The organism is Luteimicrobium sp. NPDC057192, from assembly GCF_042670205.1.
Lineage (GTDB): Bacteria > Actinomycetota > Actinomycetes > Actinomycetales > Cellulomonadaceae > Luteimicrobium.
The window spans coordinates 34,596-55,859 of sequence record NZ_JBHUWD010000028.1 but is presented as its reverse complement, the minus strand read 5'-3'; the positions used below and the strand labels follow the sequence as shown (position 1 = coordinate 55,859).

Here is a 21,264-nt window from a genome sequence, read left to right as displayed (position 1 = left end):
CGATGCAGCATCGGTATCTCGGCCGTTCTTCGGTATCTCGGGGGCGACCCGCGGGGAGGCGAGCTCAGTGCTCGTAGACCTCCTGGTGGGGGTTGTCGTAGGCGAGCGACTGGGCCGTGTTGGCGACCATCTCGATCTTCACGTCCGTCATCGACGGGAGCGGGATGAAGCCGGGCGGCGCGCACTCGGGCGTGAAGGTCAGCGGGATGCCGAGGAGCTTGCCGGAGAACTTCGTCGCGTAGAGGAGGACGTCGCCCTTCATCGTGATCGAGTCGGACGTCGCGACGAGGCCCTGGCTACCGTCCGCCTTGGCGGGGACGTCCAGACGGAAGCCCGGGACGACGGCCTTGTCAGCCGTGAACTTCATGGCCCGGACGGTGGAACCGTCGACGCGCGTCAACGAGACGTTCCCCTTGTACCAGGAGTTCGTGATCTCGAACTTCGAGCCCGACAGGTGCGAGGACAGGTTCGGGGCGGTGATGTCCGACGACGACCCCAGGTCCTTGCCCTCGCCCAGGCACAGCTTGAGCTGGTCGGCGAGGGCTTCGACACCCTCCTTCGCCGCCGCCTCGACGGACGCCTGGTCGGTCGTGCCGTCGGCCTTGTCGTCCCTCGCGTCGTCGGTAGCGCCAGACGCCGGGGCGTCGGTGGCGTCGCCGGAGCTGTCGGCAGTCCCGGTGGTCCCGTCGGTGCCCGACGACGGCGTGTCTCCGCCGGTGGACCCGGCGCCTTCGTCCGTGGTCGCCCCGTCCGCCGGAGCGGAGGTCTCGGTGTCGGAGCTTCCGCTCGGCGTGCCCCCGGACGTGACGGCGTCGCCGGTGCCGTCGTCGTCGGAGGCGTCCTCGGTGGGGGACGTCGTCGACGTCGGCGCATCGGTCGGCGCGCTCGTCGCCGTGTCGGAGGCGGACTCGTCGTCGGTGGGGCAGAACACGTGGAGCGGGTCGAGGACGCACCAGCCGCTCTCGTCGGCGGTGGGCACGGCACCGGTCGCGCCGAGCATGCCGGTCCCGCCGAGGGCGAGCGTTGACGCGAGGACGCCGACCCCGATGGCGTTCAGTCGCGCGCGGCGGGGGGTTTCGGGGAGGGCGTCGGTGTCAGCCGACGCCGTCACGAAAGGGCGCGGCCCCGAGGCGTCCTCGAGGACGAGAGTGTCGTCCGTGGTAGGAGCGCTTCCGGTGAGGTCGAGGCCCTCGGCGTGCCGGGGTCGGGCCGCCTCAGGCGTAACCGCCTCGGGGGCCTCCTCGTCCACCGGAGCCACCGTCGGGAGCCAGGAGATCGCGACGACGGCTCCGACGATCCCCAGGACCATGCCGACGATGAAGCCCCCGAGATTGACTCCGATCAGGGAGTAGATCGCCAGCAACAGGGCGATCACGCCGTAGAAGATGCGGTGGACCGGCATAGCCCAGATCAGCACGCCGAGGAGCGCGAGGATCAGCGGCAGGATCATCGCCTGCATGCCCTCGACGCCGAACTGCACGTGGATGTGCCCGAGGTCGAGCTGTCCCGAGAGGAACATCTCGACGCCCGCGAGCACGAGGAGCAGCCCGCCCCAGAAGGGGCGCCCGCGACGCCAGGCGCGGAACCGTTCGCGCTTGGTCGGCTCGGTGGCGGCTGCCTGCTGCACGCCGGTGTCGGCGGTCGTCGGGTCATGCTCGTCGGTCGTGCTCACCGGGGGCTCCTCCATCGGGGCGTGGTGTGAGATACGTCGTCGTCGACGCCGATGTGACGGTCGGCCAGGCGGGAGCCCGGCCGACCGTCACGGTACGGCTCGTGGCCGCGTCAGGACATCAGCCGGGGAAGCACTGGCCCTTGCTCTTGTCCGTGCTGATCGCCATGTGCAGGCCCTTCAGGTTGAAGGTGCCGGCGGTCGTGGAGTAGGCCGTCTGCTGCAGGTTCGTGATCGTCACGTCTTTGGCGTCCTGTGCGAAGTCGCCCTGGCTGCCCTTGCTGTCGGTGCGGACCGTCGAGGCGTCGATCCCGATGTTGATGTCGTGGAAGGTCGCGTCGCCCTTGAGGTCGCTCATCCCGATCTGCAGACCGGTGGCCGTCGCCGGCTTCTTCGGGTCGTTGCCTGCATCGATGCGGAGACCGATCGGGCCGGCGACGGCCACGTACTGGCACAGGTCGTGGAGCGTCGCGTCCTGGATGTTGGAGATCGCGACGGGAATCTGGTTCTTCTTCGCGTCCAGCGCCACGCCGGAGTACTGCGAGAAGCCGGTTCCGTCGAGCTCGGAGGCGCCGACCTGGAAGGCCTGTCCGGAGACGGCGAACGAGACGGGCACGGCGCCGCTGGCGACGCCACCCATCAGCACGGTGACGGCGACGGCGGCCGGCACCGCAGCGAGCGCGACGCGACCCCGGCGCGTGCTCGTGAGCTTCTTCAACTTCACGGATCCTCCTCGATTCATGACGGGGCGGGCGACGAGGCGTCGCTCCGCCGGTGCTGCCGCATCGCAGCGGTGCGTGAGCGGTCGAACCGGGGAACCCCGGGCAGCACGTCGTCGATGACGTCGTCGTCGCTCATGGGGGCGACAGTACGGAGCCTACTGAACGTGTGTCAATAGCTAACTTGCGGCGAGTCAGTAACGGTCGTCGAGTCGATATGCTCACCTCATGGCCGACCAGCGCAGGCGTGACGAGAGACGAACCCGGCTCTCACCGGACGAGCGCCGCGCGCAGCTCGTGGCGATCGGCGTCAAGGCGCTCGCGGACCACTCGCTCGAGGAGCTCACCATCGAGCGCCTCTCGCAGCAGGCCGGGGTCTCGCGCGGGCTGCTCTTCTACTACTTCGGTTCCAAGCAGGGCTTCCACCGCGAGGTCGTGCGCGCCGCGCGCGACGGCCTGCTGCGCGCCACCGAGCCCGACGTCGACCTCGCTCCGCTCGACCGGCTCCACGCCACGCTGAGCAACCTCGTGCGGTTCGTGCGCGAGCACGAGGACACGTTCTTCTCGCTCGTGCGCGGCGCGGCGTCGGGGGACCGGGAGGTGCGGGAGGTGGTCCAGCAGGCCCGCGCGCTCCAGATGGAGCGGCTCCGCGTCGTCTGCGAGGAGCTCGGCATCCCCGACACCGCCATGCTGCGCATGACGCTGCGCTCGTGGGTCGCGTTCGCCGAGGAGTCCCTCGTCGACGGCGCGCTCGTCAGCGAGCTGTCGCCCGAGGAGCTCGTCACGTTCCTCGAGCGGACGCTCTTCGCGGTCGTGCCCGTGATCGACCCCGCGTACGGGGCGCGCCTGCGGCCCGACGTCGCGACGTCGAGCTGAGTCCGATGAAGGTCGACCGCGCGACAGCCGCGGGATGGGTTCGCGCCGTGGCGTTCCAGCAGTGGGACGGACCGCTCGCCGAGCACGGGTTCACCCGTCGCGCCGACGCCCTGACGTACAGCCGGAAGGTCGCGGACGGCGGCCGGCACCGCATCGTGCTCGACCTGGCGGTCCGGCCTCCGGTGTGTCGTGACGGCTTCCAGCTGATCGTGCAGGGCAAGGCCGTGTTCCGGTCCGTCGCGGACCGCAAGGCCGAGCTCATGGGCTCCGCGGCCGACGGGTGGGGGCGGACCGGGATCGTCGACAGCACGACCATCGAGAGCCTGCCCGCCCGGGTCCCGTGGCTGCTGTTCAGGAACGAGAGCGAGCTCGCCGACCTGGCCCCCACCCTCGGGAGTCTTCTGGTCTCTCCGCTCGTGCCCTTCCTCGACGAGCGCGCGAGCGTGCGCGGTCTCGTCGACACCCTGTCGGCGCAGTGGGCCCGGTACTCGCGGTCGGACTCGACGAGCTGGGTCCCGCTGATCATCGCGGCCGGCGAGCTCGTCCTCGACAGGCCGCACGAAGCCCTCGAAGTCCTCGCCCGCGCCTACCCGCCCGGCAGCGCCGGACGGAAGGAGTATCCCGAGGCGCTCACCACGGCCGCCACCTGGGCTGGCGAGAGCCTCGACGAGGTCGACGCACGGCTCGCCCCCCTCATCGAACCGCCGCTGACCCACGAGCTCACGGTCGCGGGGGCCAGTGGCCCTGTGCCGCGCCCGCGGCTCTCGGACCTCGACCGCGCCGTCCGAGGGCTCACCGAGGACAGGTTCTACGCGATCCTGCAACGCTCGGACGGCGTCTACGCGCAGGTCGGCTACGGGCCGAGGGCCGGAGTCGCGCCGGGCTGGTACGCCCTCGAGCACCACCACGACGTCCACTGGCGTGCCGACACGACCGACGTGGGCGCTGCCGTCGCCTTCCTCTTTCACTGCGCCATCGAAGATGAGAAATGGCGGATCGGGCAGGAGTGGCGGCGGCTCCAGCTCTAGGTGACGCGACTCTTGGCGCTGGACACGGGCGAGGAAGCGGCAAGTCCGTGCGGCCGCCGCGGCCGACGGCGCCGCTCGCGGCGGCCGACGAGCGGTCCGTCAGACCTGCTGTCGGACCGTGTCGCTCGAGCCCGGGCGCTGCTGCTGCGCCAGGAGGTCGCGGATCTCCGTGAGGAGCTGCACGTCGGCGGGCGTGGCCGCGGGCTCGACGACCTTGTTGCGGTTGCGCCGCTCGTTGATCTTGTTCATGGGCAGCACGATGAGGAAGTAGATCGCCGCAGCGATCAGCACGAAGTTCACGACCGCAGTGAGCAGGTGGCCGACGCTGATGATCGCGTCGTCGGTGTGGACCGTGGGATCCGGGTCGTCGCCGTGCCGCAGGGTGATGTCCCACAGCTGGTCGAAGTTGGGCTTGCCGAAGATCGCGCCGATGATCGGGTTGATGAGGTAGGCGACGAGCGCGTTCACCACTGCCGTGAACGCTGCGCCGATCACGACCGCGACCGCCAGCTCCACCACGTTGCCCCGCATGATGAAGTCGCGGAAGCCGTTCAGGACGTTGCGCATCGGTTCGGGAATCTCCTCGTGCTGCGGTCGGGTTCAGGACATACAAGCACGTCACGGACCCCGAGTCACAGCCGCGGCGGAAGGCTACGGCCCGGCTTCGCGCGTGGCTGTCACCGCACCAGCACCGCCGTCACCCGCGCCCAGTCGGGTCTCCCTGCGATCGCCTCGGCCTCCTTCGGGGTGACCGCGACGACGAGCGTCGGCGGGGACTCGGACGAGCTCCCGCCGCCGAGCAGACCGCCACCTGCATCGCGTGCCTGCTGCGGCGACGGCAGCACGAGGGCGCCGTGCGCCAGGTACGACGACGTCGCCGTCCGAGGGGCCGTCGTCGCGCGGGCGCCCGCGTCGTCCTCAGTGCCAGCACCTGCGTCGTCGGCAGCGGAGCTCGCCGCGCCGGCGACCGCGCCGTCCGTACCGGCGTCGGCCAGGTCGGCGCCCGTAGCCCCGTCCGTCGTCGACGCGAGCAGGTCCACGTGGTCTCCGGCACCCAGGAGCGCGGCCGCCGGGTCGTCGTCGAGGGGGAGAGCCACCACGACGCGACCCTTCGGGGCGCTCGCGGCCACCGCTCCGGCCGCGACGAGCCCGGGCGAGACGACCGTTCCCGCGGCGAGCGCGACGGACGTCGTCCGACCGGTCGCGTCGTCGCTCGCACGGTAGGCGGTGCGCGGTGCGAGGGCCGCGGCGACCCGGGCCACGCGCACGTCGTGCGCGTCGAGGGTCGAGCCCGCGGGCACGTCGCGCGCGGCGACGACGACGGGGACCGTCGCCGGGGGAGCGGGCCGCAGCGCGCCGACGACGAGCGTGGCCGCGAGCCCGCAGCACAGCGCGGCCACGGCGAACCGGGCGCGCCAGAACGCGCGCGCCGCGCGGCGGCGCAGGCCGTCGAGGCCCGCCGGGCCTCCGGGTGGTGGCCGGTGCGGGGCGGAGGTGGAGCGGGAGCGGAAAGGCACGCCGTGACGCTAGGCGTCGCCGCCCTGCCGGGGCAGGGACGGGGCCCCTGCCTGTGCGTCGCGCGGCTCGTCCACAGCTGCGCCGTCGGCCCTCGTGGGCCGCGGTGCGCGGTCTCGGGTCAGTGACGCCTCAGGAGGCGGCCTTGCTCGTCGAGCTCGTGCCGGAGGACGACGAGCCGCTCGAGCTGCTGCTCGACGACGTGCTGCTCGTGGTGCTCGACGACCCGGAGGTCGACGTGGTCGAGCTCTCGGAGCCCTTGCTCGTCGACGTCGTGGTGGTCGACGTCGAGCTCTTCGACCCGCTCGAGGACGAGCGCGAGTCGTTCCGGTAGAACCCGGAGCCCTTGAAGACGACCCCGACGGCCGAGAAGACCTTGCGCAGCGTGCCGCCGCACTCGGGGCAGACGGTCAGCGCGTCGTCGGAGAAGGACTGCTGGATGTCGAACGCGTGGCCGCAGTCGGCGCAGCGGTAGGCGTAGGTGGGCACGGTGAGGCTCCTCGGGCAGTGGACCGGCGGTCGCCGCCGGCTGGCACTCAGATGATCCGAGTGCTAATCATACGCCGAGCTCGCGCCACCCTGCGGGCGTGGCGACGGCCTGCACCCGCTGGTCGTGCGGCTCGGAGGGCAGCGGCCGCTCGCCCGCGTCGTAGACCTCCTCGGGGAACACGACGGCGACGACCCGCGCGTCCGGGCGCGCGTGCTGCAGCACGCGGTCGTACCAGCCGCCGCCCTGCCCGAGCCGCATGCCCGACGTGTCGACGGCGAGCGCCGGCACGAGGATGACGTCGGCGTCCACGACGGCCTCCGCGGGGAGCTCGGGGGTCCCGGGCTCGGGCGGGCGCCCGGGAGCGCGGACGCGCAGGTCGTCGGAGCCCGCGTACTCGGCCCAGTTGCGCTGCAGGCCCGTGCCGAGCACCGGGAGGAGGACGCGCACGTCGCGCGCGGCGAGCCGGTCCATCAGCGCGAGCGTGCCGGGCTCGGTGGCCCGGGCCGCGTACGTCGCGACGCAGCGGGCGTCCTTGACCTCGGGGATCGACTCGACGACGTCCGCGAGCGCGTCGGCCGCCTCGCGTCGCAACCGCTCGGACCGCACCTCGCGCGCCGTGCGGATCGCTCTGCGGAGCTCGTCCTTCGCGTCCTCCGGTTCGAGGCCCGTGGACGAGGGGTAGGGCTGTGCGCCGCCGGAGGTCATGGTGCCATTGTGGCAAACGGAACCCACGGACACACCGCTCGGCCGAGATCGGAGCGCCGGGACAGTTCGGACGAACCGGCCCGCGGGTCCGGCGCGGAGCGCTAGTGTCTGCGCATGATCTTCGACCTCCCCGGCGGTGTCGCGTGCCGCTGAGACCAGGTCCCCCCGGACGGCAGTGGCCCGTGGTCCTGCGTGGCGCGGGACCGCACGGCGAGGTCGTCCTCCGGCCGCTGCGCCGCGGCGACGTCGACGCCTGGATGGAGCTGCGTCGTCGGAACGCGGCGTGGCTGGGCCAGTGGGAGGCGACGTCGCCGCGCCCGCAGCGCGGCCCGGCGCCGACGTTCGGCGCGTACGTGCGCCTGCTGTCGTCCCAGGCGAGGTCGGGTACGACCCTGCCGTTCGCCATCGAGTACGAGGGTGACCTGGTCGGGCAGCTCACGGCGTCGTCGATCACCTACGGCTCCCTGTGCTCGGGGACGATCGGCTACTGGGTGTCCGAGCACGTCGCGGGTCGGGGGATCGTCCCGACGGCGGTCGCGCTCACGGCCGACCACTGCTTCACCGGGCTCGGCCTGCACCGCGTCGAGGTCAACATCCGGCCCGAGAACGGCCCGAGCCTCCGCGTCGTCGAGAAGCTGGGGCTGCGCGACGAGGGGCTGCGGCGCCGGTACCTGCACATCAACGGCCGCTGGTGCGACCACCGGAGCTTCGCGGTGACCGCCGACGAGGTGCCCGAGGGGCTCTTCGCGCGGTGGCGGGCGACGTGGAGCGCCGACGACGTGGCTGGTCGGCGCGGCGACACGCCGTCGTGAGTCCGCCGAGGTGCCGCGGCGCTCGCCTACGGTCGAGAGGTGATGACTTCGTGGGCCGGGCCGGCAGCCGTGGTGCTGTTCGCTGCCTGGCTCGCGTACTACGTGCCGCTACGGGTCGGGATGCGTCAGGAGGTCGCCGACGCACGGACGTCGGACCGCTTCTCGGGCGCCCTGCGGGTGCTCGCCGTCGCGGGCCGTGGTCCGGTCCCCGCGACGGCCGCAGCCGCGGCGTCGGAGGGGCCGGTCGTCACGGGAGGCGTGCCGCTGCTCGCGATGAGCGCGCAGGCGTCGCGCGGGAGCCGAGGTCGTGAGGAGGCGCAGGACGTGAGCTTCGACGAGTCGAACCGCGAGGGGTCGCGCCGCGCCGTCGCGCCCGCCACCCGCCCGGCGGTCTCGCCCGACGTGCGCCGGGCCGCGGCCCGCCGCCGCATGCTCCTGACCCTCGGGCTCGCAGGGGCGACGGTCCTCGTCGTCGTGCTCGCCGGGTTCGGGCTGCTGCCCTGGCCTGTCGTTCTGCTCCCCGTCGTGCTGCTCGCCGGGGTCCTCGCGCTCGGTCGGCGCGCGGTGCTCGTGGCCCGGCGCGCCGACGCGGCGCGGCTCGAGGCTGCTCGGCGCCGCGCGCTCGACGCACGTCGGCAGGCGCTCGGCAGCCCGCTTTCGCCGCGGAACGCCGTGCGTACCGACCGCCGCCGTGTCACCGGCCACGCCGTCCAGGCTTCCCAGACCGCGACCCAGATGATCCCGCGCATCACGGCGGAGGACCTCGAGCGCGCCCGTCGTGCCGCCGCGCGGCGTGCCGAGCGGGCGGAGCGCCCGGCGTCGTCGGGCGTCCCCCCGGTCGACGGGCGCGAGACGCGTGGCGCCGGCCGGCCCTCGGACCGCGCCGGCGAGACCGTGACAGCGCCTGAGGGCACCAGTTCGACGTGGGAGCCGGTCCCGGTGCCCCCGCCCACCTACACGATGAAGCCCACGGCCTCGAAGCCGCCGCGTCCTCCGCTCCCCGAGCCGCTGCCGGAGCCGACGCCCGCCCCGGTCTCGGCCGAGGAGCTCGCGCCGTTCGCGGCGCCGGGTCGTGTGCGGGTGCCGGCGGAGCTGCGGACCGGCAAGGCCGCCGCAGACGTCGACGACGCCGCTCCCCGCGAGCGCACCGAGCGTGCGGCCGAGGCGACGACGACGACCCGGGCGGCGGGGGACGAGCCGTCTCCGACGACCGAGACGCTCGGGCTGTCGCTCGACGCGATCCTCGCGCGTCGTCGGGCCGTGGGGGAGTAGGGCGCTTCCCGCCCTCAGGCCACCGCGCAGAACGTGTCGCGGTACGCCGACGGCGTGACCCCCACGACGCGGCGGAAGTGGTGGCGCAGCAGCGCCGCCGTCGCGAAGCCCGACTCCCGCGCGACCGTCTCGAGGTCGAGCTCCGTGCTCTCGAGCAGGTGCCGTGCGCGCAGGACGCGCTGGGACGTGAGCCACCGGACCGGCGTCGTGCCGGTCTCGTCGGAGAAGCGGCGGGCGAAGGTCCGGGGCGAGACGAACGCGCGGGCCGCGAGGCTCGCCACGGTGTGCGGCTCGGACAGGTGGTCCACGGCCCAGTCGAGCACCTCGCGGAGCGAGTCGTCGTCGCACGGGGGCACGGGCTGGGGGATGAACTGACGCTGCCCGCCCTCGCGCTGCGGCGGCACGACCATGCGGCGCGCCATGACGTTCGCGACCTCGCTGCCGAGCTCGCGCCGCACGAGGTGCAGGCAGGCGTCGATGCCCGCCGCGGTCCCCGCGCTCGTGATGACGTTGCCGTCGTCGACGAACAGGACGTCCGGGTCGACCGTGATCTCGGGGTACTCGCGGGCGAGCTTGTCGGTGTACATCCAGTGGGTGGTGGCGCGGCGGCCGTCGAGGACCCCGGCCTCGGCGAGCAGGAAGCTGCCCGAGCACACGCTGAGGAGGAGGGCGCCGCGCTCGTCCGCGCGGCGCAGCGCATCGAGGACGGCGGGGTCCTGGCCGCGGTGGATCGCCGTCGCCGGGACGGCGACGAGGTCGACGTCGTCGAGCGCGTCGAGGCCGTGCGAGGGGACGAGGTCGAGGCCTAGCTTGGTCCGGACCGGTCGGCCGGGTTCCGCGCCGCAGATGCGGAAGTCGAACGACGGGATGCCGTCCTCCGTGCGGTCGATCCCGAAGACCTCGCACACGATCCCGAACTCGAACATCGACAGCCCGTCGACGACGACGGCACCCACGCTGCGCAACATCCTCCGACCGTACGATCCTTGGCAGGATGTTGTCGAGGGGTGTCATGACTGCCACTCGTCGCGCCGAGCGCCACGGCGGACCGTGGAGGCATGGAACAGGTCCTCGAGCTCGTGTTCGCGATCGTCGTCGTCGCCGGTCTGGTCGGCTCCGTCGTGGTGCTTCTGCTGCGCGGTACCCGGTGGGACGTCGTCGGGCGGCGACGGTCCGTCGTGCCCGTCCCGCGCGGAGCGTGGGCGGACGGCGCCGACGTCCCCGACCCCGTCGAGCTCGCCGCGCTCCGCGCGGCGCGCGAACGGCCACCCGTCGACCCCGGGTGGCGCGACGGCAGCCCGGTCGCACGGTTCGTCGCGCACCAGCCCGCTCCCCGGACGCCCGCGCGCCCGACCCCGGCGACGTCGCCGATTTCCGTCCCACCCCCCTCGGGGTGCTACTCTGGTGCCCGCTCGAGGGGCTATGGCGCAGTTGGTAGCGCGTCTCGTTCGCAATGAGAAGGTCGGGGGTTCGAATCCCCCTAGCTCCACCGTGTGAGAGCCGCTGACCAGGAGAAGTTCCTGGTCAGCGGCTTTTTATTTTGCCCTCCCTGCTGGTTCGGCCGCCACGAGCCGCATGTCCCCAGCGCCCTCAGGCGTGCTCGATCGCGCGCAGCGCGATGTCGGCCGAGGCCTGGAGGCTCGCGCGGTCCACACCGGCCGCTGCGTGGACGGCGTGTCCCTCGCTGACGGCCATGACGAATCTCGCCAGGTCGGCAGGGTCGGTCGCGGCGGAGAGGTCGCCCTCGTCGACGGCGCGGGCGAACCGCTCGGCCAGCGCTCGTTCCCCCCTGAGGCGGCTCTGTGCCAAGAACGCCGCTGCCCGGCCGTCGTCGGCCCCGGCCGCGAGGCCGCCCTGGACGGAGAGGCAGCCGGCCGGGCGGTCCGGGCGTGTGAGCGCCTCGGCGTTGGCGTGCAGGAACGCGCGCGCGACGTCGTAGGCGGTGGGCTGCTCGAGCGCCTCGCGGGCGTACGCCATGTCGACCTCGGCATAGTGGGCGACCGCGCGTCGGAAGAGCTCCTCCTTGCTGCCGAACGCCGCGTACATGCTGGGTCGGTTGATCCCCATCGCGGTCGTGAGCTGGGCCAGGGACGCTCCTTCGTAGCCGTGCCGCCAGAACACCTCGACCGCTCGTTCGAGCGCTGCCTCGACGTCGAAGGCGCGGGGCCGTCCCCGCCTGCCGTCTGCACCCGTCACGACGCTCTCCTCGCTCGCCTCCTGTACCGCACCGTACCGAGGTTCGTCTCCCCCGGAATACCGACGGTCGCCCGCGACTTATGTACCGCACGATACAGAAATAGCCCCGGTCTGACGGGGCGGAACGAAGGAGACGTCATGGGAGAGTTCGACGGCAAGACGGTGCTGGTCACGGGCGCGACCTCGGGCATCGGGCTGGCCACGGCACGGCGTTTCGCCGAGGAAGGGGCGCACGTCTTCCTCACCGGCCGTCGCCAGGCGGCCCTCGACGACGCCGTCGCCTCGATCGGAGCGGGCGCGACCGGTGTGCAGGGCGACGTGGCCGACCTGGCGGATCTCCACCGGCTGGTCGCTGCGATCGAGGAGCGGGGGACGGGCCTGGACGCCGTCTTCGCCAACGCCGGCGGCGGAGAGTTCGCATCGCTCGAGGAGATCTCGTGGCAGCACTACGCCGACACGTTCAACGGGAACGTCGGCGGGACGCTGTTCACCGTGCAGAAGACGCTGCCCCTTCTCAACGACGGAGCGTCCATCGTGCTCACGAGCTCCAACATCGACGTCAAGGGCAGCCCGAGCTTCAGCGTCTACGCCGCGAGCAAGGCCGCCCTCCGCTCGTTCGCGCGCAGCTGGGCCGCGGAGCTCGTCGGCCAGGGGATCCGGGTCAACACCGTCGCGCCCGGCCCCATCGGCACCCCCGGGCTGAACGGGCTCGCGCCCGACGCGGAGGCGGCCGAGCAGCTGCTCGCCGGCCTGGCCAGCGGCGTGCCGGCCGGGCGGCTGGGGACGCCCGACGAGGTCGCCGACGCCGTGCTCTTCCTGGCCTCGCCGCGCAGCTCCTACATCACGGGCACCGAGCTGTACGTCGACGGGGGCGCCAGCCAGGTCTGATCGGCGCCCGGGTTGTCGCAGCCACGACGGCGGCAGCCCGGGGCCGCACCCGCGCCCGGGGGCATCCTCGCCACCGGGCGAGAGGCAACCGTCGAGGATCCGTCCTCGCTCGTCCTACCCTCGCTGCGTACCGACATCCCATCCACGAGAGAAGAGACCTGATGACCCACGCGATCAGCCTGACCGATTTCGGCGGACCCGAGGTGCTGCGGCCCGCGGACGTCGTCGTGCCCGGTCCGGGCCGGGGCCAGATCCGAGTCGCCCTCCGGCTCGCCGGGGTCGGTCCGACCGATCTTGCGCTGCGGTCGGGGAGGCTCAAGGCCTTCGGCGCCGCCAAGGGCACCGTGCTCGGGTTCGAAGGCGCCGGCACGGTCGAGTCGGTCGGCTCCGGCGTGGACGACGTCGCGCCGGGAGACGACGTGGCGGTCTTCCTGCCGGGCCTCGGTGGATATGCCGAGCTCGTCATCGCCGAGTTCTGGGTCCGCAAGCCCGCGACCGTCTCGTGGGAGGACGCCGCGGCACTGCCCGCGTCGGGTGAAGCTGCCGTCCGGGTCCTCGACCTCGTCTCGGTCGGGGACGGCGACACCCTGCTGGTGCTCGGTGCAGCGGGATCGGTCGGGACGGTCGTGACGCAGCTCGCCGTCGCTCGCGGGGCGACGGTGATCGCCGCGGTGCGACCGGCCGACTTCGCCGCGGTGCAGAGCCTCGGCGCGGTTCCCGTCTCCTACAGCGCGGACCTCGTGGCGGACGTCCGCTCCCGCGCCGGAAGGGTCGACGCGGTCGTCGACGCCGCGACCCGCTCGGACCTCCAGGCGGCGATCGATCTCGCCGGCGGCCCCGAGCGCGTCGTCACCCTGAGCAACGCGAACGCAGCCGCTCTCGGCGTGCGGCTGTCCGGCCCCGAGCCGGGTGGCGTCGTCCACGCCCTGTCCGAGGCGATGAGCCGGCTCGCCGACCGAGGGCTCGTCCTCCGGTCGCACACCGTGATCCCGCTGAGCGCGGCGGCCGAGGCGCACACCCGGCTCGAGGCAGGCGAGCGCTCGAAGTTCCTGCTCGCTCCCTGACGGGGTCGCCGGGACTGCGCCGGGTATACCTTGGGCCCGTGCCGCCGTCTCACAGCCTCCTGGCGTTCGCCCTGGCGTCGCTGCTGCTGATCCTCATCCCCGGCCCGAGCGTGCTCTTCGTCATCGGGCGGTCGCTCGCGCTCGGGCGGCGCGGCGGCCTGCTGAGCGTGCTCGGCAACGAGCTCGGCGCGCTCGTGCTCGTCGCGGCCGTGGCGTTCGGCGTCGGGTCGATCGTCGCGGAGTCGATCCTGCTGTTCAGCGCGGTGAAGCTCGTGGGCGGCGCGTACCTCGTCTACCTCGGGGTGCAGGCGATCCGGCACCGGCGCGTCGTCGTGGACGACGGCGACGAGCCGCGCCGCCGGGACAGCTCGTCGTGGCGAGTGCTGCGGCAGGGCTTCGTGGTCGGGGTGACGAACCCCAAGACCGTCGTGTTCTTCGTCGCGGTGCTGCCGCAGTTCGTCGACGTCCACGCGTCCGACGTCCCGTTGCAGATGATGGTCCTCGGGGCGGTGTTCACGGTGATCGCGCTCGTCTGCGACGGCGCGTGGGCGCTCCTGGCAGGGACGGCGCGGCACTGGTTCGCGCGGTCGCCTCGTCGCCTGGCCGCCGTCCGCGCGACCGGCGGCGGCATGATGATCGGCCTCGGCGGCACCCTCGTCCTCGCGGGCAACAAGCTCTGAGCTCCCACCCCTGGGGCACGTGCGCCCCGGCTCAGGCCGGGTGCGCCGTCAGCCGGCGGGCCAGGTCGTCCATCGTGCTCGCTGCCGCCGCCAGCCCGACGCTGTCCAGGTGCCCGTGCGGCACCCCCCGCCTCAGCACGCTCTCGACCGCGACGCCCGCGTGCCTCAGCTGCTCGGCGAAGCGCTCCCCGCTCGCGCGCAGGACGTCGAGCTCGGCGTTCTCCACGAAGGTGGGCGGGAGGCCCGACAGGTTCGGGGCGAGCCCGGCGAAGGCGTAGGGCGTCGCGGGACCGTCGCCCAGGTAGGCGCGGGTGATCCCGGTGCGGGCTCCGGCAGGGAAGAGCAGCGACGGGGGCACGGCGTCGAGCGCCTCGGCCAGCTCGGGCGACGGGTCCGGAAGGACCGGGTGGAGCACCGGATAGACCAGCAGCAGCTGCCACGGTGCCCTGCCCTCGTCGGAGAGCCGGAGCGCCGCCCCCGCCGCGAGGCAGCCCCCGGCGCTCGCTCCGCCGATCGCCAGCCGGGCGGGGTCGAGACCGAGATCCGCTGCCCCGTCCCGCACCGCGGTGAACGCCGCCAGGCAGTCGTCGTGCGGCACGGGGAAGCGGACGGGTCGGCCGCGCTCGTCGACGCGGTCCGCCCCGCCGCCACCCAGCTCGGCCGGCGCGGGGCACAGCCGGTAGTCCACCGAGACGACGACGGCGCCCGCGCGGCCCGCGACCCCGCGTGCGGTCGTGTCAGCCTCGGGCATGTCGAGGTCGCCGAACGCGAAAGCCCCGCCGTGGACCCACACGAGCCCCGGACGGCCCGCGGGTGGAGGCGGTGGGGCGGGCACGTAGACCCGCACCGGAACCTTCCCGTGCGGTCCCGGGACGGCCGTGTCGACGACGTCGAGGGGCCAGGACTCGGGCGGCCCGTAGGGCGCCTTCCACCTCGCCTCCTTCTCGGCGGGGATCTCGCCGTAGGTCGGGTACGGAGCCACGAGACCGAGACGCTCCTCGATCTCCGGGACGAAGCGGGACGTCGCCTGTGGTGTCGTCATCGGATCTCACCCCACGGGGGCCGATCAGCCCTTGACCGAGCCGAGCATGACGCCGGACACGAAGTGGCGCTGGACGAACGGGTACACGCACACGATCGGGATGATCGCGAGGATCATCGACACCGCCTGGATGTTGGCCGAGATGGTCGCCTTGGAGCTCCCGATGGCCGCCGCGCTCGAGGCCGCCGTCGTCGAGGCGCCTGCGATGAGGTTGCGCAGGAACAGCGAGAGCGGGAACAGGTCGTTCTTGTCCAGGTACAGGAACGCCGAGAACCAGTCGTTCCAGTAGGCCACCGCGTAGAACAGGATCATCGTCGCGAGCACCGCCTTCGACAGCGGCAGCACGATGCGCGTGAAGATGCCGAACCAGCCCAGCCCGTCGAGCTGCGCCGCCTCCTCCAGCTCGGTCGGCATGTTCTCGAAGAACGACTTCATCACCAGCAGGTTGAACACGGAGAGCGCGGGCGGGAGCACGACCGACCACAGGGTGTTCTTCATCCCGAGGGACGAGATCAGGACGTAGTTCGGGATGATGCCGCCGCTGAAGAACATCGTGAAGACGGCGATCCCGATGAGGACGTTGCGCCCGCGCAGGTGCCGCTTGGAGATCACGTAGGCGTACGTCGTCGTGAGCGCCATGGCGATGGCCGTCCCGACGACCGTGTAGAGCACGGTGTTGCCGTAGCTCCGCCAGAAGTCGCCGTTGTGCAGGACCGCCCGGTACGTCTCCAGGTTGAAGCCCACGGGCCAGGCGTTGACCTGCCCCGCCTTGATGGCTCCGGCGCTCGAGAACGACTGCGCGAGGAGCGTCACGAACGGGTAGAGCATGATCGCGCACACGAGCACCAGCGCGATCACGTTGAACCAGGTGAACGCGCGGTACCCGGCGGAGTCCCGGGGACCCACCGAGGCGGCGGGAGCGCGTCGGGAGGGCGCCGTCGTCGGCGTCGTGCTCGAGATCACCACAGGCTTGCTCCCACCGCTCGCCGCGAGATGAAGTTCGCGGACAGGATCATGACGAGGCCGATGACCGCCTGGAACAGACCGATCGCCGCCGCGTAGCTCAGGTTGTTGGACACGAGGCCGACCCGGTACAGGTACGTCGAGATGACGTCGGCCGTCGAGTAGGTCAGCGGCGTGTAGAGGAGGAGGACCTTCTCGAAGCCGACGTTGAGGAACATCCCGATGTTGAGGATGAGCAGCGTGATCATCGTGGGCCGGATCCCCGGCAGCGTGACGTGCCACGTCTGGCGCCACCGGTTCGCGCCGTCGATCCGGGCTGCCTCGTAGAGCGAGGTGTCGACGGTCGTGAGCGCGGCCAGGTAGAGGATCGTTCCCCAGCCGACGGTCTGCCACATCTCCGAGCCCACGTAGATCGGGCGGAACCACTCGGGTCGCTCGAGGAACGGGATCGTGTCGCCGCCCAGGGCGTGGACGATCTGGTTCACCGTGCCCGTGAGCGAGAAGATCTGCATGAGCATGCCCACGACGATGACGACCGACAGGAAGTGCGGCAGGTACGAGATCGACTGCACCGTGCGCTTGAAGACCTTCAGCCGGACCTCGTTGAGCAGCAGCGCCAGGACGATCGGCAGCGGGAAGCAGAAGACGAGCGTCAGGCCGCCGAGGATCACCGTGTTCCAGAACACGTGCCAGAACGTCGGGTCGTGGATGAACATGTCGACGTAGCGGAGCCCGACCCACTGCTCGCCGAAGATGCTGCCGCCGGGGCGGAACTGCCGGAACGCGATGACGTTGCCCAGCATGGGCAGGTACCGGAAGACCAGCAGGAAGGCGATCGGCAGGATCGCCATGAGGTACAGCACGCCGTCGCGGCGCAGGGCCAGGCGCCACGGCACCTTGGCCGGCGGCGAGCCGTGGGAGCGAGCACGGCGGCTCCGGGGAGCCCGACGCGGGGGTGGGGGCGGTGTCGTGCGGACGGCGGGTGCGCCGTCCTCGGCGACGAGGACGCCCTCGCCGCCGCGGTCTGTGAAGTCCATGGTCATCCCTCCGACCGGTCCGGTGGGGCGCCGTCACGGCGCCCCACCGGTCACCGGCGTGATCCCGTCAGCCGTGGTCCTTGGCGTAGCGCTCGGCGGCCTTGTTGATCAGGTCGACGTAGCCGTCCATGTTCTGCGCCTTGAGCTCGTCGACGTAGTCGTCCCACTCGCTGAGCGGGCGCTGCCCGAGGATGAACTTGAGGGTGTTGGTGTCGACCGTGTCCTTCAGGGGCGTGGCCATGAGCGAGGCCTGCTCGAGCTCGCTCGCGTTGAGCGGCGCCGGGGGGAACGGGTCGCGGGGCTTCCGGGTGCTGAGCACCGAGTCGATGTAGTCGACGTACGCCGGCGCGTTGTAGGACTCCTTGAGCGCCCGGGACTCGGTGGAGTCGGAGAGCACGTTGTTCGAGTAGCCGAGGTCGGTCGCGATGTCGGTCTTCCCCGTGTCCATGTTGATGTTGAACGACTTGAGCTTGTACTCGGGGTTCAGCTTGTACGTGTCGCCGGACTTCGTGTACGTCTGGCCCTCGACCCCCCACCGCAGCAGGTCGCGGGACTCGGGGCTGTAGTAGAGCCAGTCGAGGAACTGGAGCATCGACTTCAGGTGCGGGTCGTTCTTGGCCTTCGCGGTCAGCATGAAGCCGTTCCAGAAGTTGCGCGGCTCGACGACGTTGCCGGCCGGCCCGCCCGGGGGAGCGATCTCGACGACCTTGTACTTGCCCTTCGCGGACGTCGCGTCGAGCGCGGTCGAGAAGTCGTTCACCGTCCCGTTCGAGCCGGAGGCCGCGAAGACCTTGTTGGCGGCGAACTTCTCGGTCACGGTGCCGGCGCCGTCGTTGGCCTGCGTGAACGACTCGGTGTCGAGGAGGCCGTCGGCGGCGAGGCCGTGGAAGTACTCGAGCATCTGCTTGTAGCCGTCGCTGGCACCCGCGTAGATGAACTTGTTGCTGGCCTTGTCGAAGAACGTGCCGTTGCCGTAGCCCCAGCCGGCGACCGTGCCGAACGCGTGGGCGGCGTAGTTGAGCATCGACTGGCCCTCGAAGCCGTCAGCGAGGGGCTTGCTGTCGGGGTACTTGGCCTTGATCTTCACCAGGGCGTCGCGCAGCTCGTCCCACGTCTGCGGGTTGGGCGCACCGACCTCGTCGAACACGTCCTTTCGGATGACCAGGGTGAAGGTCGGGACCGAGACCTCCTGGAGGCCCGGCACCATGTAGTACTTGCCGTCGGCCTGGCGCAGGTTGTCGATCATCTTGCCCAGGTCCCACTCCTTCACGTACTTCTGGAAGTTGGGCATGTACTTCACGTAGTCGCTCATCGGCAGCACCGACTGGGTCGCGGCGTACTGCACCTCGTCGCCGGTGTAGGTGAGCGGGATGATCTCGGGTGCGTCGCCGGAGCTCACCAGCAGGCTGGTCTTCTCCTTCGCGTCGCTGAACGGGACGTGCGTGAGGTCGAGCGACACGTTGGTGCGCTTCTTGATCTCGTCGAAGACCTGCCACGAGTCCTTGATGGGGTTGTCGGGCCAGTCCGTCCAGAGCATCGAGAACTTCACCGGCTCGCTCGCCTTGAACGTGGTGTCCGCGGCGAAGCTCGACATCGCCGAGGAGTCCTGGAGGTCCGCGCCGTCGTCGTCGTTCGAACCGCCGGAGCTGCAGGCCGTCAGGCCGATCAGAGCGGCGACCGTGAGGAACGCCGTCAGGCCCCGCGCGGCGCCGCGCGCCGGGCGTGTGGTCAGGTCACGCTTCATGTCTCTCCCTTGAGAACCGTCCCCGCCGCCGTCGGCCGAGACCTTGCCGCTGGGTTCCGTGTGAGCGTTCACACACCCACCGCCGGACCCGGTTTGACGATAAACTAGGGTCAATGCGTGACGCCGTCAACCCTGACAGCGCACACCGGGCGTCGGCGTCGCCGCCCGACGACAGGAGGTCCCGTGCGTCACGTCCTCGAGCTCGACCGCCCCGCGGACCGGTTCGCCGACTGCTACCTGCTCGGCAACGGCGCGCTCGGCGCGTCCCTGCACGGCGCGCCGTACACCGAGCGCATCGACCTCAACCTCGACACGCTGTGGTCCGGCGGCCCCTCGAGCTCGGACGACGGACCGGCGTCGCCCGAGACGGTCGGGCGGCTCCGGGAAGCCGTCGCCGTCGGCGACCACCGCACCGCCGACGCGCTGGCCCGGTCGATGCAGTCCCGCTCGTGGGTGCAGGCCTACCAACCGCTCGGCTGGATCGCGTGGTGCTACGACACGTCCGGGTCCGACGACGCCGTCTCGGGTGGCTACGTGCGCCGGCTCGACCTCGCCCGCGGGATCGCGACGACGACCTACGGGTCGGGCGTCCGGCTCGACGGCTTCGTCTCCGCGCCGGACGGTGTGCTCGTCCTCGAGGCGACGGGCGCCGCGGGCGCGACGCCCGTGCTGGCCTCGCCCCACCCGGTCGAGAGACGTGCGTCCACGGTCGACGGCGTCACCTGGCTCACGATGTCCGGCCGCGCCCCGGCGTCCGTCCTCCCGCACTACGTGGCCGGGGACCGCCCCGTGGTCTACGCCGAGGACGGGCCAGACCGGGACGGGCTCATCGACGCCGGGATGGGGTTCGCCGTCGTCGCGGCCTGGATCCCGGCACCTGACGGGGCACGCCTGGTCGTCGCAGCGGAGAGCGGGTTCCGCGGGTGGGACACGCGGCCTTCCGCGGAGGTCGGCGCGCTCGTGGCGGTGGCCCGCGCTCGGGTCGAGGCCGCACTGCGGCTCGAGGCCGCGACGCTCCGCGACCGGCACGTGACCGACCACGGCGCGTTCTTCGCCCGCTGCGAGCTCGACCTCTCCGCGTCCGCCGAGCGCCACCCCGAGGCGGCCCGGGCGGAGCTGTACTTCGACCTGGGCCGGTACCTCCTCGTCGCCCGCTCGCGTCCTGGCTCGCAGCCCGTGAACCTGCAGGGCATCTGGAACGCCGACGTGCGGCCCGCGTGGAGCTGCAACCTCACCACGAACATCAACCTGCCGATGAGCTACTGGGGTGCCGAACGCACCGGCCTGGGCGACCTCCACGAGCCGCTGCTCGCGCTCGTCGACGAGCTGCTCGTCGCCGGGGCCGGCACGGCCCGCCGCCTGTACGGGGCCCGCGGCGCGTGCCTGCACCACAACACCGACCTGTGGCGGTCGACCGACCCGGTTCCCGGCCTGCCGCAGTGGGTGAGCTGGCCCTCGGCGCTGTGGTGGCTCGCCGACCACATCGTCCAGCACCACGCCTACCTGCCCGCGGGGCCGGAGGCGACGTCGTTCCTCGAGCAGCGGGTGCTCCCGGTGCTCAGGTCGTGCGCCGGGTTCGCGCTCGACATGCTCGTCCGGCACGCCGACGGCGGCCTCGTCGTCAGCCCGTCCAGCTCGCCCGAGCACGCGTTCGTGGCCGACGGCGCGTCGTTCGCCGTGACCTGGGGGAGCGCCCTGGACCAGGAGCTGGTCCACGAGGTCCTGACCCGTACCGTCGAGCTGGTCGGCGAGCACGGGAGGGACCCCGCGGACGCGCGTCTCGTCGCAGAGGCGGCCGCGGCCCTCGCGGAGCTGCGGCGTCCCGCGATCGTCGACGGCGTGCTGGCCGAGTGGGCGGACGCGCTCGAGCCCGAGGAGCCCGGGCACCGCCACCTGTCGCACCTCTACGGCCTGTTCCCCGGCAGCCGGGTGGCTCGCGCCGGCGAGGAGGGCGACGCAGCGCGCGCCGCCCTGGCCCTCCGCCTGGCCGCAGGGAGCGGCTACACGGGCTGGAGCCAGGCCTGGGTGCTGTGCCTCGCGGCGCGCCTGCGCGACCGGGAGCTCGCCGAACGCGCCCTCGCCACCCTGGTCGGCCCGCTGTCGTCGTCGTCGCTGCTCGACCTGCACCCCCTCGACGGCTGGCCGGACGGTGCTGTGTTCCAGATCGACGGCAACCTCGGAGCCGTGGCGGGCGTGGCGGAGCTCCTCGTGCAGTCCCACGACGGGGCGATCGCGCTCCTGCCTGCCCTGCCGGCCTCCTGGCCGTCGGGGCGGGCGCGCGGGCTGCGGGTCCCCGGTGGCCATGCGGTCGATCTGGCATGGGCCGACGGCGTCCTGACGCACGTCGTGCTCCACGGTGCCGCCGACGGCGGGATCGTCGTCGACGTGCCGGCCCCCGCGGGTGGGCGGAGCCGGCACGAGGTGGAGGTCCGCCGGGGGGAGGCCGTCACGGTCCTGCCGGGCTGACGCCGCGGGTAGCCCGACGGGGCGGAAGGCTGGCGTCGGCTCCTGAGTTTATCGATATAGTGAGCGCACTCTCGGCCCGTGCTCCCCGCTCGGGCCCC

21 protein-coding genes and 1 tRNA gene are annotated in these 21,264 nt (G+C 72.2%); 9 read left to right on the top strand and 13 right to left on the bottom strand.

Annotation, left to right across the window (positions count from 1 at the left end; translation table 11 throughout):
• Positions 1-64: 64 nt before the first annotated feature.
• Both ACFT5B_RS13645 and ACFT5B_RS13640 read right to left on the bottom strand, forming a co-directional pair.
• Positions 65-1,672 (bottom strand): DUF6114 domain-containing protein, encoded by a 1,608-nt coding sequence (locus tag ACFT5B_RS13645; protein WP_386799121.1) that lies wholly within the window; start codon positions 1,670-1,672, stop codon positions 65-67.
• Between the two features lie 118 nt (positions 1,673-1,790).
• The gene (locus ACFT5B_RS13640; RefSeq protein WP_386799119.1) at positions 1,791-2,393 is read right to left on the bottom strand and encodes a DUF6230 family protein; all 603 of its coding nucleotides are present in this window, start codon (positions 2,391-2,393) and stop codon (positions 1,791-1,793) included.
• A gap of 223 nt (positions 2,394-2,616) precedes the next feature.
• Here ACFT5B_RS13640 and ACFT5B_RS13635 point away from each other — a divergent pair, with 223 nt between their 5' ends.
• Positions 2,617-3,264: a TetR/AcrR family transcriptional regulator gene (locus ACFT5B_RS13635; protein WP_386799117.1), complete on the top strand. Its 648-nt coding sequence runs from the start codon at positions 2,617-2,619 to the stop codon at positions 3,262-3,264.
• 47 nt (positions 3,265-3,311) lie between these two features.
• Positions 3,312-4,292 (top strand): hypothetical protein, encoded by a 981-nt coding sequence (locus tag ACFT5B_RS13630; protein WP_386799115.1) that lies wholly within the window; start codon positions 3,312-3,314, stop codon positions 4,290-4,292.
• Between the two features lie 99 nt (positions 4,293-4,391).
• Here the strand turns inward: ACFT5B_RS13630 and mscL are convergent, their stop codons facing one another.
• The 4 genes from mscL to ACFT5B_RS13610 form a co-directional block, all read right to left on the bottom strand.
• Positions 4,392-4,859 carry a large conductance mechanosensitive channel protein MscL gene (gene mscL, locus ACFT5B_RS13625; RefSeq protein ID WP_386799113.1) on the bottom strand — a complete coding sequence of 156 codons (468 nt, stop codon included), beginning with the start codon at positions 4,857-4,859 and terminating at the stop codon, positions 4,392-4,394.
• A gap of 110 nt (positions 4,860-4,969) precedes the next feature.
• Positions 4,970-5,809 (bottom strand): SAF domain-containing protein, encoded by an 840-nt coding sequence (locus ACFT5B_RS13620; protein ID WP_386799111.1) that lies wholly within the window; start codon positions 5,807-5,809, stop codon positions 4,970-4,972.
• Between the two features lie 130 nt (positions 5,810-5,939).
• The gene (locus ACFT5B_RS13615; RefSeq protein ID WP_386799109.1) at positions 5,940-6,296 is read right to left on the bottom strand and encodes an FmdB family zinc ribbon protein; all 357 of its coding nucleotides are present in this window, start codon (positions 6,294-6,296) and stop codon (positions 5,940-5,942) included.
• A gap of 67 nt (positions 6,297-6,363) precedes the next feature.
• Complete coding sequence (locus ACFT5B_RS13610) at positions 6,364-7,002, bottom strand: 5-formyltetrahydrofolate cyclo-ligase (protein ID WP_386799107.1); 639 nt, start codon at positions 7,000-7,002, stop codon at positions 6,364-6,366.
• 182 nt (positions 7,003-7,184) lie between these two features.
• On the opposite strand from ACFT5B_RS13610, the gene ACFT5B_RS13605 reads away from it, so the two are divergent.
• Together ACFT5B_RS13605 and ACFT5B_RS13600 are read left to right on the top strand one after the other, a co-directional pair.
• Positions 7,185-7,814, top strand: a complete 630-nt coding sequence (locus tag ACFT5B_RS13605; protein ID WP_386799105.1) for a GNAT family N-acetyltransferase — start codon at positions 7,185-7,187, stop codon at positions 7,812-7,814.
• A gap of 39 nt (positions 7,815-7,853) precedes the next feature.
• Positions 7,854-9,086 (top strand): hypothetical protein, encoded by a 1,233-nt coding sequence (locus ACFT5B_RS13600; protein WP_386799103.1) that lies wholly within the window; start codon positions 7,854-7,856, stop codon positions 9,084-9,086.
• A gap of 14 nt (positions 9,087-9,100) precedes the next feature.
• Here ACFT5B_RS13600 and ACFT5B_RS13595 read toward each other — a convergent pair whose 3' ends face one another.
• Positions 9,101-10,054, bottom strand: a complete 954-nt coding sequence (locus ACFT5B_RS13595) for a helix-turn-helix domain-containing protein (RefSeq protein ID WP_386799101.1) — start codon at positions 10,052-10,054, stop codon at positions 9,101-9,103.
• Between the two features lie 42 nt (positions 10,055-10,096).
• The gene (locus ACFT5B_RS13590; RefSeq protein WP_386799099.1) at positions 10,097-10,408 is read right to left on the bottom strand and encodes a hypothetical protein; all 312 of its coding nucleotides are present in this window, start codon (positions 10,406-10,408) and stop codon (positions 10,097-10,099) included.
• 94 nt (positions 10,409-10,502) lie between these two features.
• On the opposite strand from ACFT5B_RS13590, the gene ACFT5B_RS13585 reads away from it, so the two are divergent.
• Positions 10,503-10,575, top strand: a tRNA-Ala gene (locus ACFT5B_RS13585).
• 101 nt (positions 10,576-10,676) lie between these two features.
• Here ACFT5B_RS13585 and ACFT5B_RS13580 read toward each other — a convergent pair.
• Positions 10,677-11,282 (bottom strand): TetR/AcrR family transcriptional regulator, encoded by a 606-nt coding sequence (locus tag ACFT5B_RS13580; RefSeq protein WP_386799097.1) that lies wholly within the window; start codon positions 11,280-11,282, stop codon positions 10,677-10,679.
• 138 nt (positions 11,283-11,420) lie between these two features.
• Between ACFT5B_RS13580 and ACFT5B_RS13575 the strand changes: the two genes are divergently transcribed.
• The 3 genes from ACFT5B_RS13575 (at position 11,421) to ACFT5B_RS13565 (ending at position 13,914) form a co-directional block, all read left to right on the top strand.
• A complete protein-coding gene (locus ACFT5B_RS13575) occupies positions 11,421-12,170 on the top strand; it encodes an SDR family oxidoreductase (RefSeq protein ID WP_386799095.1) in 750 nt (249 codons plus the stop codon).
• A 161-nt stretch (positions 12,171-12,331) separates the two neighbouring features.
• Complete coding sequence (locus ACFT5B_RS13570) at positions 12,332-13,234, top strand: NADP-dependent oxidoreductase (protein WP_386799093.1); 903 nt, start codon at positions 12,332-12,334, stop codon at positions 13,232-13,234.
• A gap of 38 nt (positions 13,235-13,272) precedes the next feature.
• Entirely contained in the window at positions 13,273-13,914 is a 642-nt protein-coding gene (locus tag ACFT5B_RS13565; protein ID WP_386799091.1) for a LysE family translocator, read from the top strand.
• A gap of 31 nt (positions 13,915-13,945) precedes the next feature.
• Here ACFT5B_RS13565 and ACFT5B_RS13560 read toward each other — a convergent pair whose 3' ends face one another.
• From ACFT5B_RS13560 to ACFT5B_RS13545, 4 genes are all read right to left on the bottom strand, one after another.
• A complete protein-coding gene (locus tag ACFT5B_RS13560) occupies positions 13,946-14,956 on the bottom strand; it encodes an alpha/beta hydrolase fold domain-containing protein (RefSeq protein ID WP_386799089.1) in 1,011 nt (336 codons plus the stop codon).
• A gap of 24 nt (positions 14,957-14,980) precedes the next feature.
• A complete protein-coding gene (locus ACFT5B_RS13555) occupies positions 14,981-15,919 on the bottom strand; it encodes a carbohydrate ABC transporter permease (protein ID WP_386799087.1) in 939 nt (312 codons plus the stop codon).
• Complete coding sequence (locus tag ACFT5B_RS13550; RefSeq protein ID WP_386799085.1) at positions 15,916-16,956, bottom strand: ABC transporter permease; 1,041 nt, start codon at positions 16,954-16,956, stop codon at positions 15,916-15,918. The genes ACFT5B_RS13555 and ACFT5B_RS13550 overlap by 4 nt, the downstream gene beginning before the upstream one ends.
• Positions 16,957-17,023: 67 nt before the next feature.
• The gene (locus ACFT5B_RS13545; protein WP_386799083.1) at positions 17,024-18,700 is read right to left on the bottom strand and encodes an extracellular solute-binding protein; all 1,677 of its coding nucleotides are present in this window, start codon (positions 18,698-18,700) and stop codon (positions 17,024-17,026) included.
• Positions 18,701-18,883: 183 nt separating this feature from the next.
• Here ACFT5B_RS13545 and ACFT5B_RS13540 point away from each other — a divergent pair, with 183 nt between their 5' ends.
• Complete coding sequence (locus ACFT5B_RS13540; RefSeq protein ID WP_386799081.1) at positions 18,884-21,166, top strand: glycoside hydrolase N-terminal domain-containing protein; 2,283 nt, start codon at positions 18,884-18,886, stop codon at positions 21,164-21,166.
• Positions 21,167-21,264: the final 98 nt, after the last annotated feature.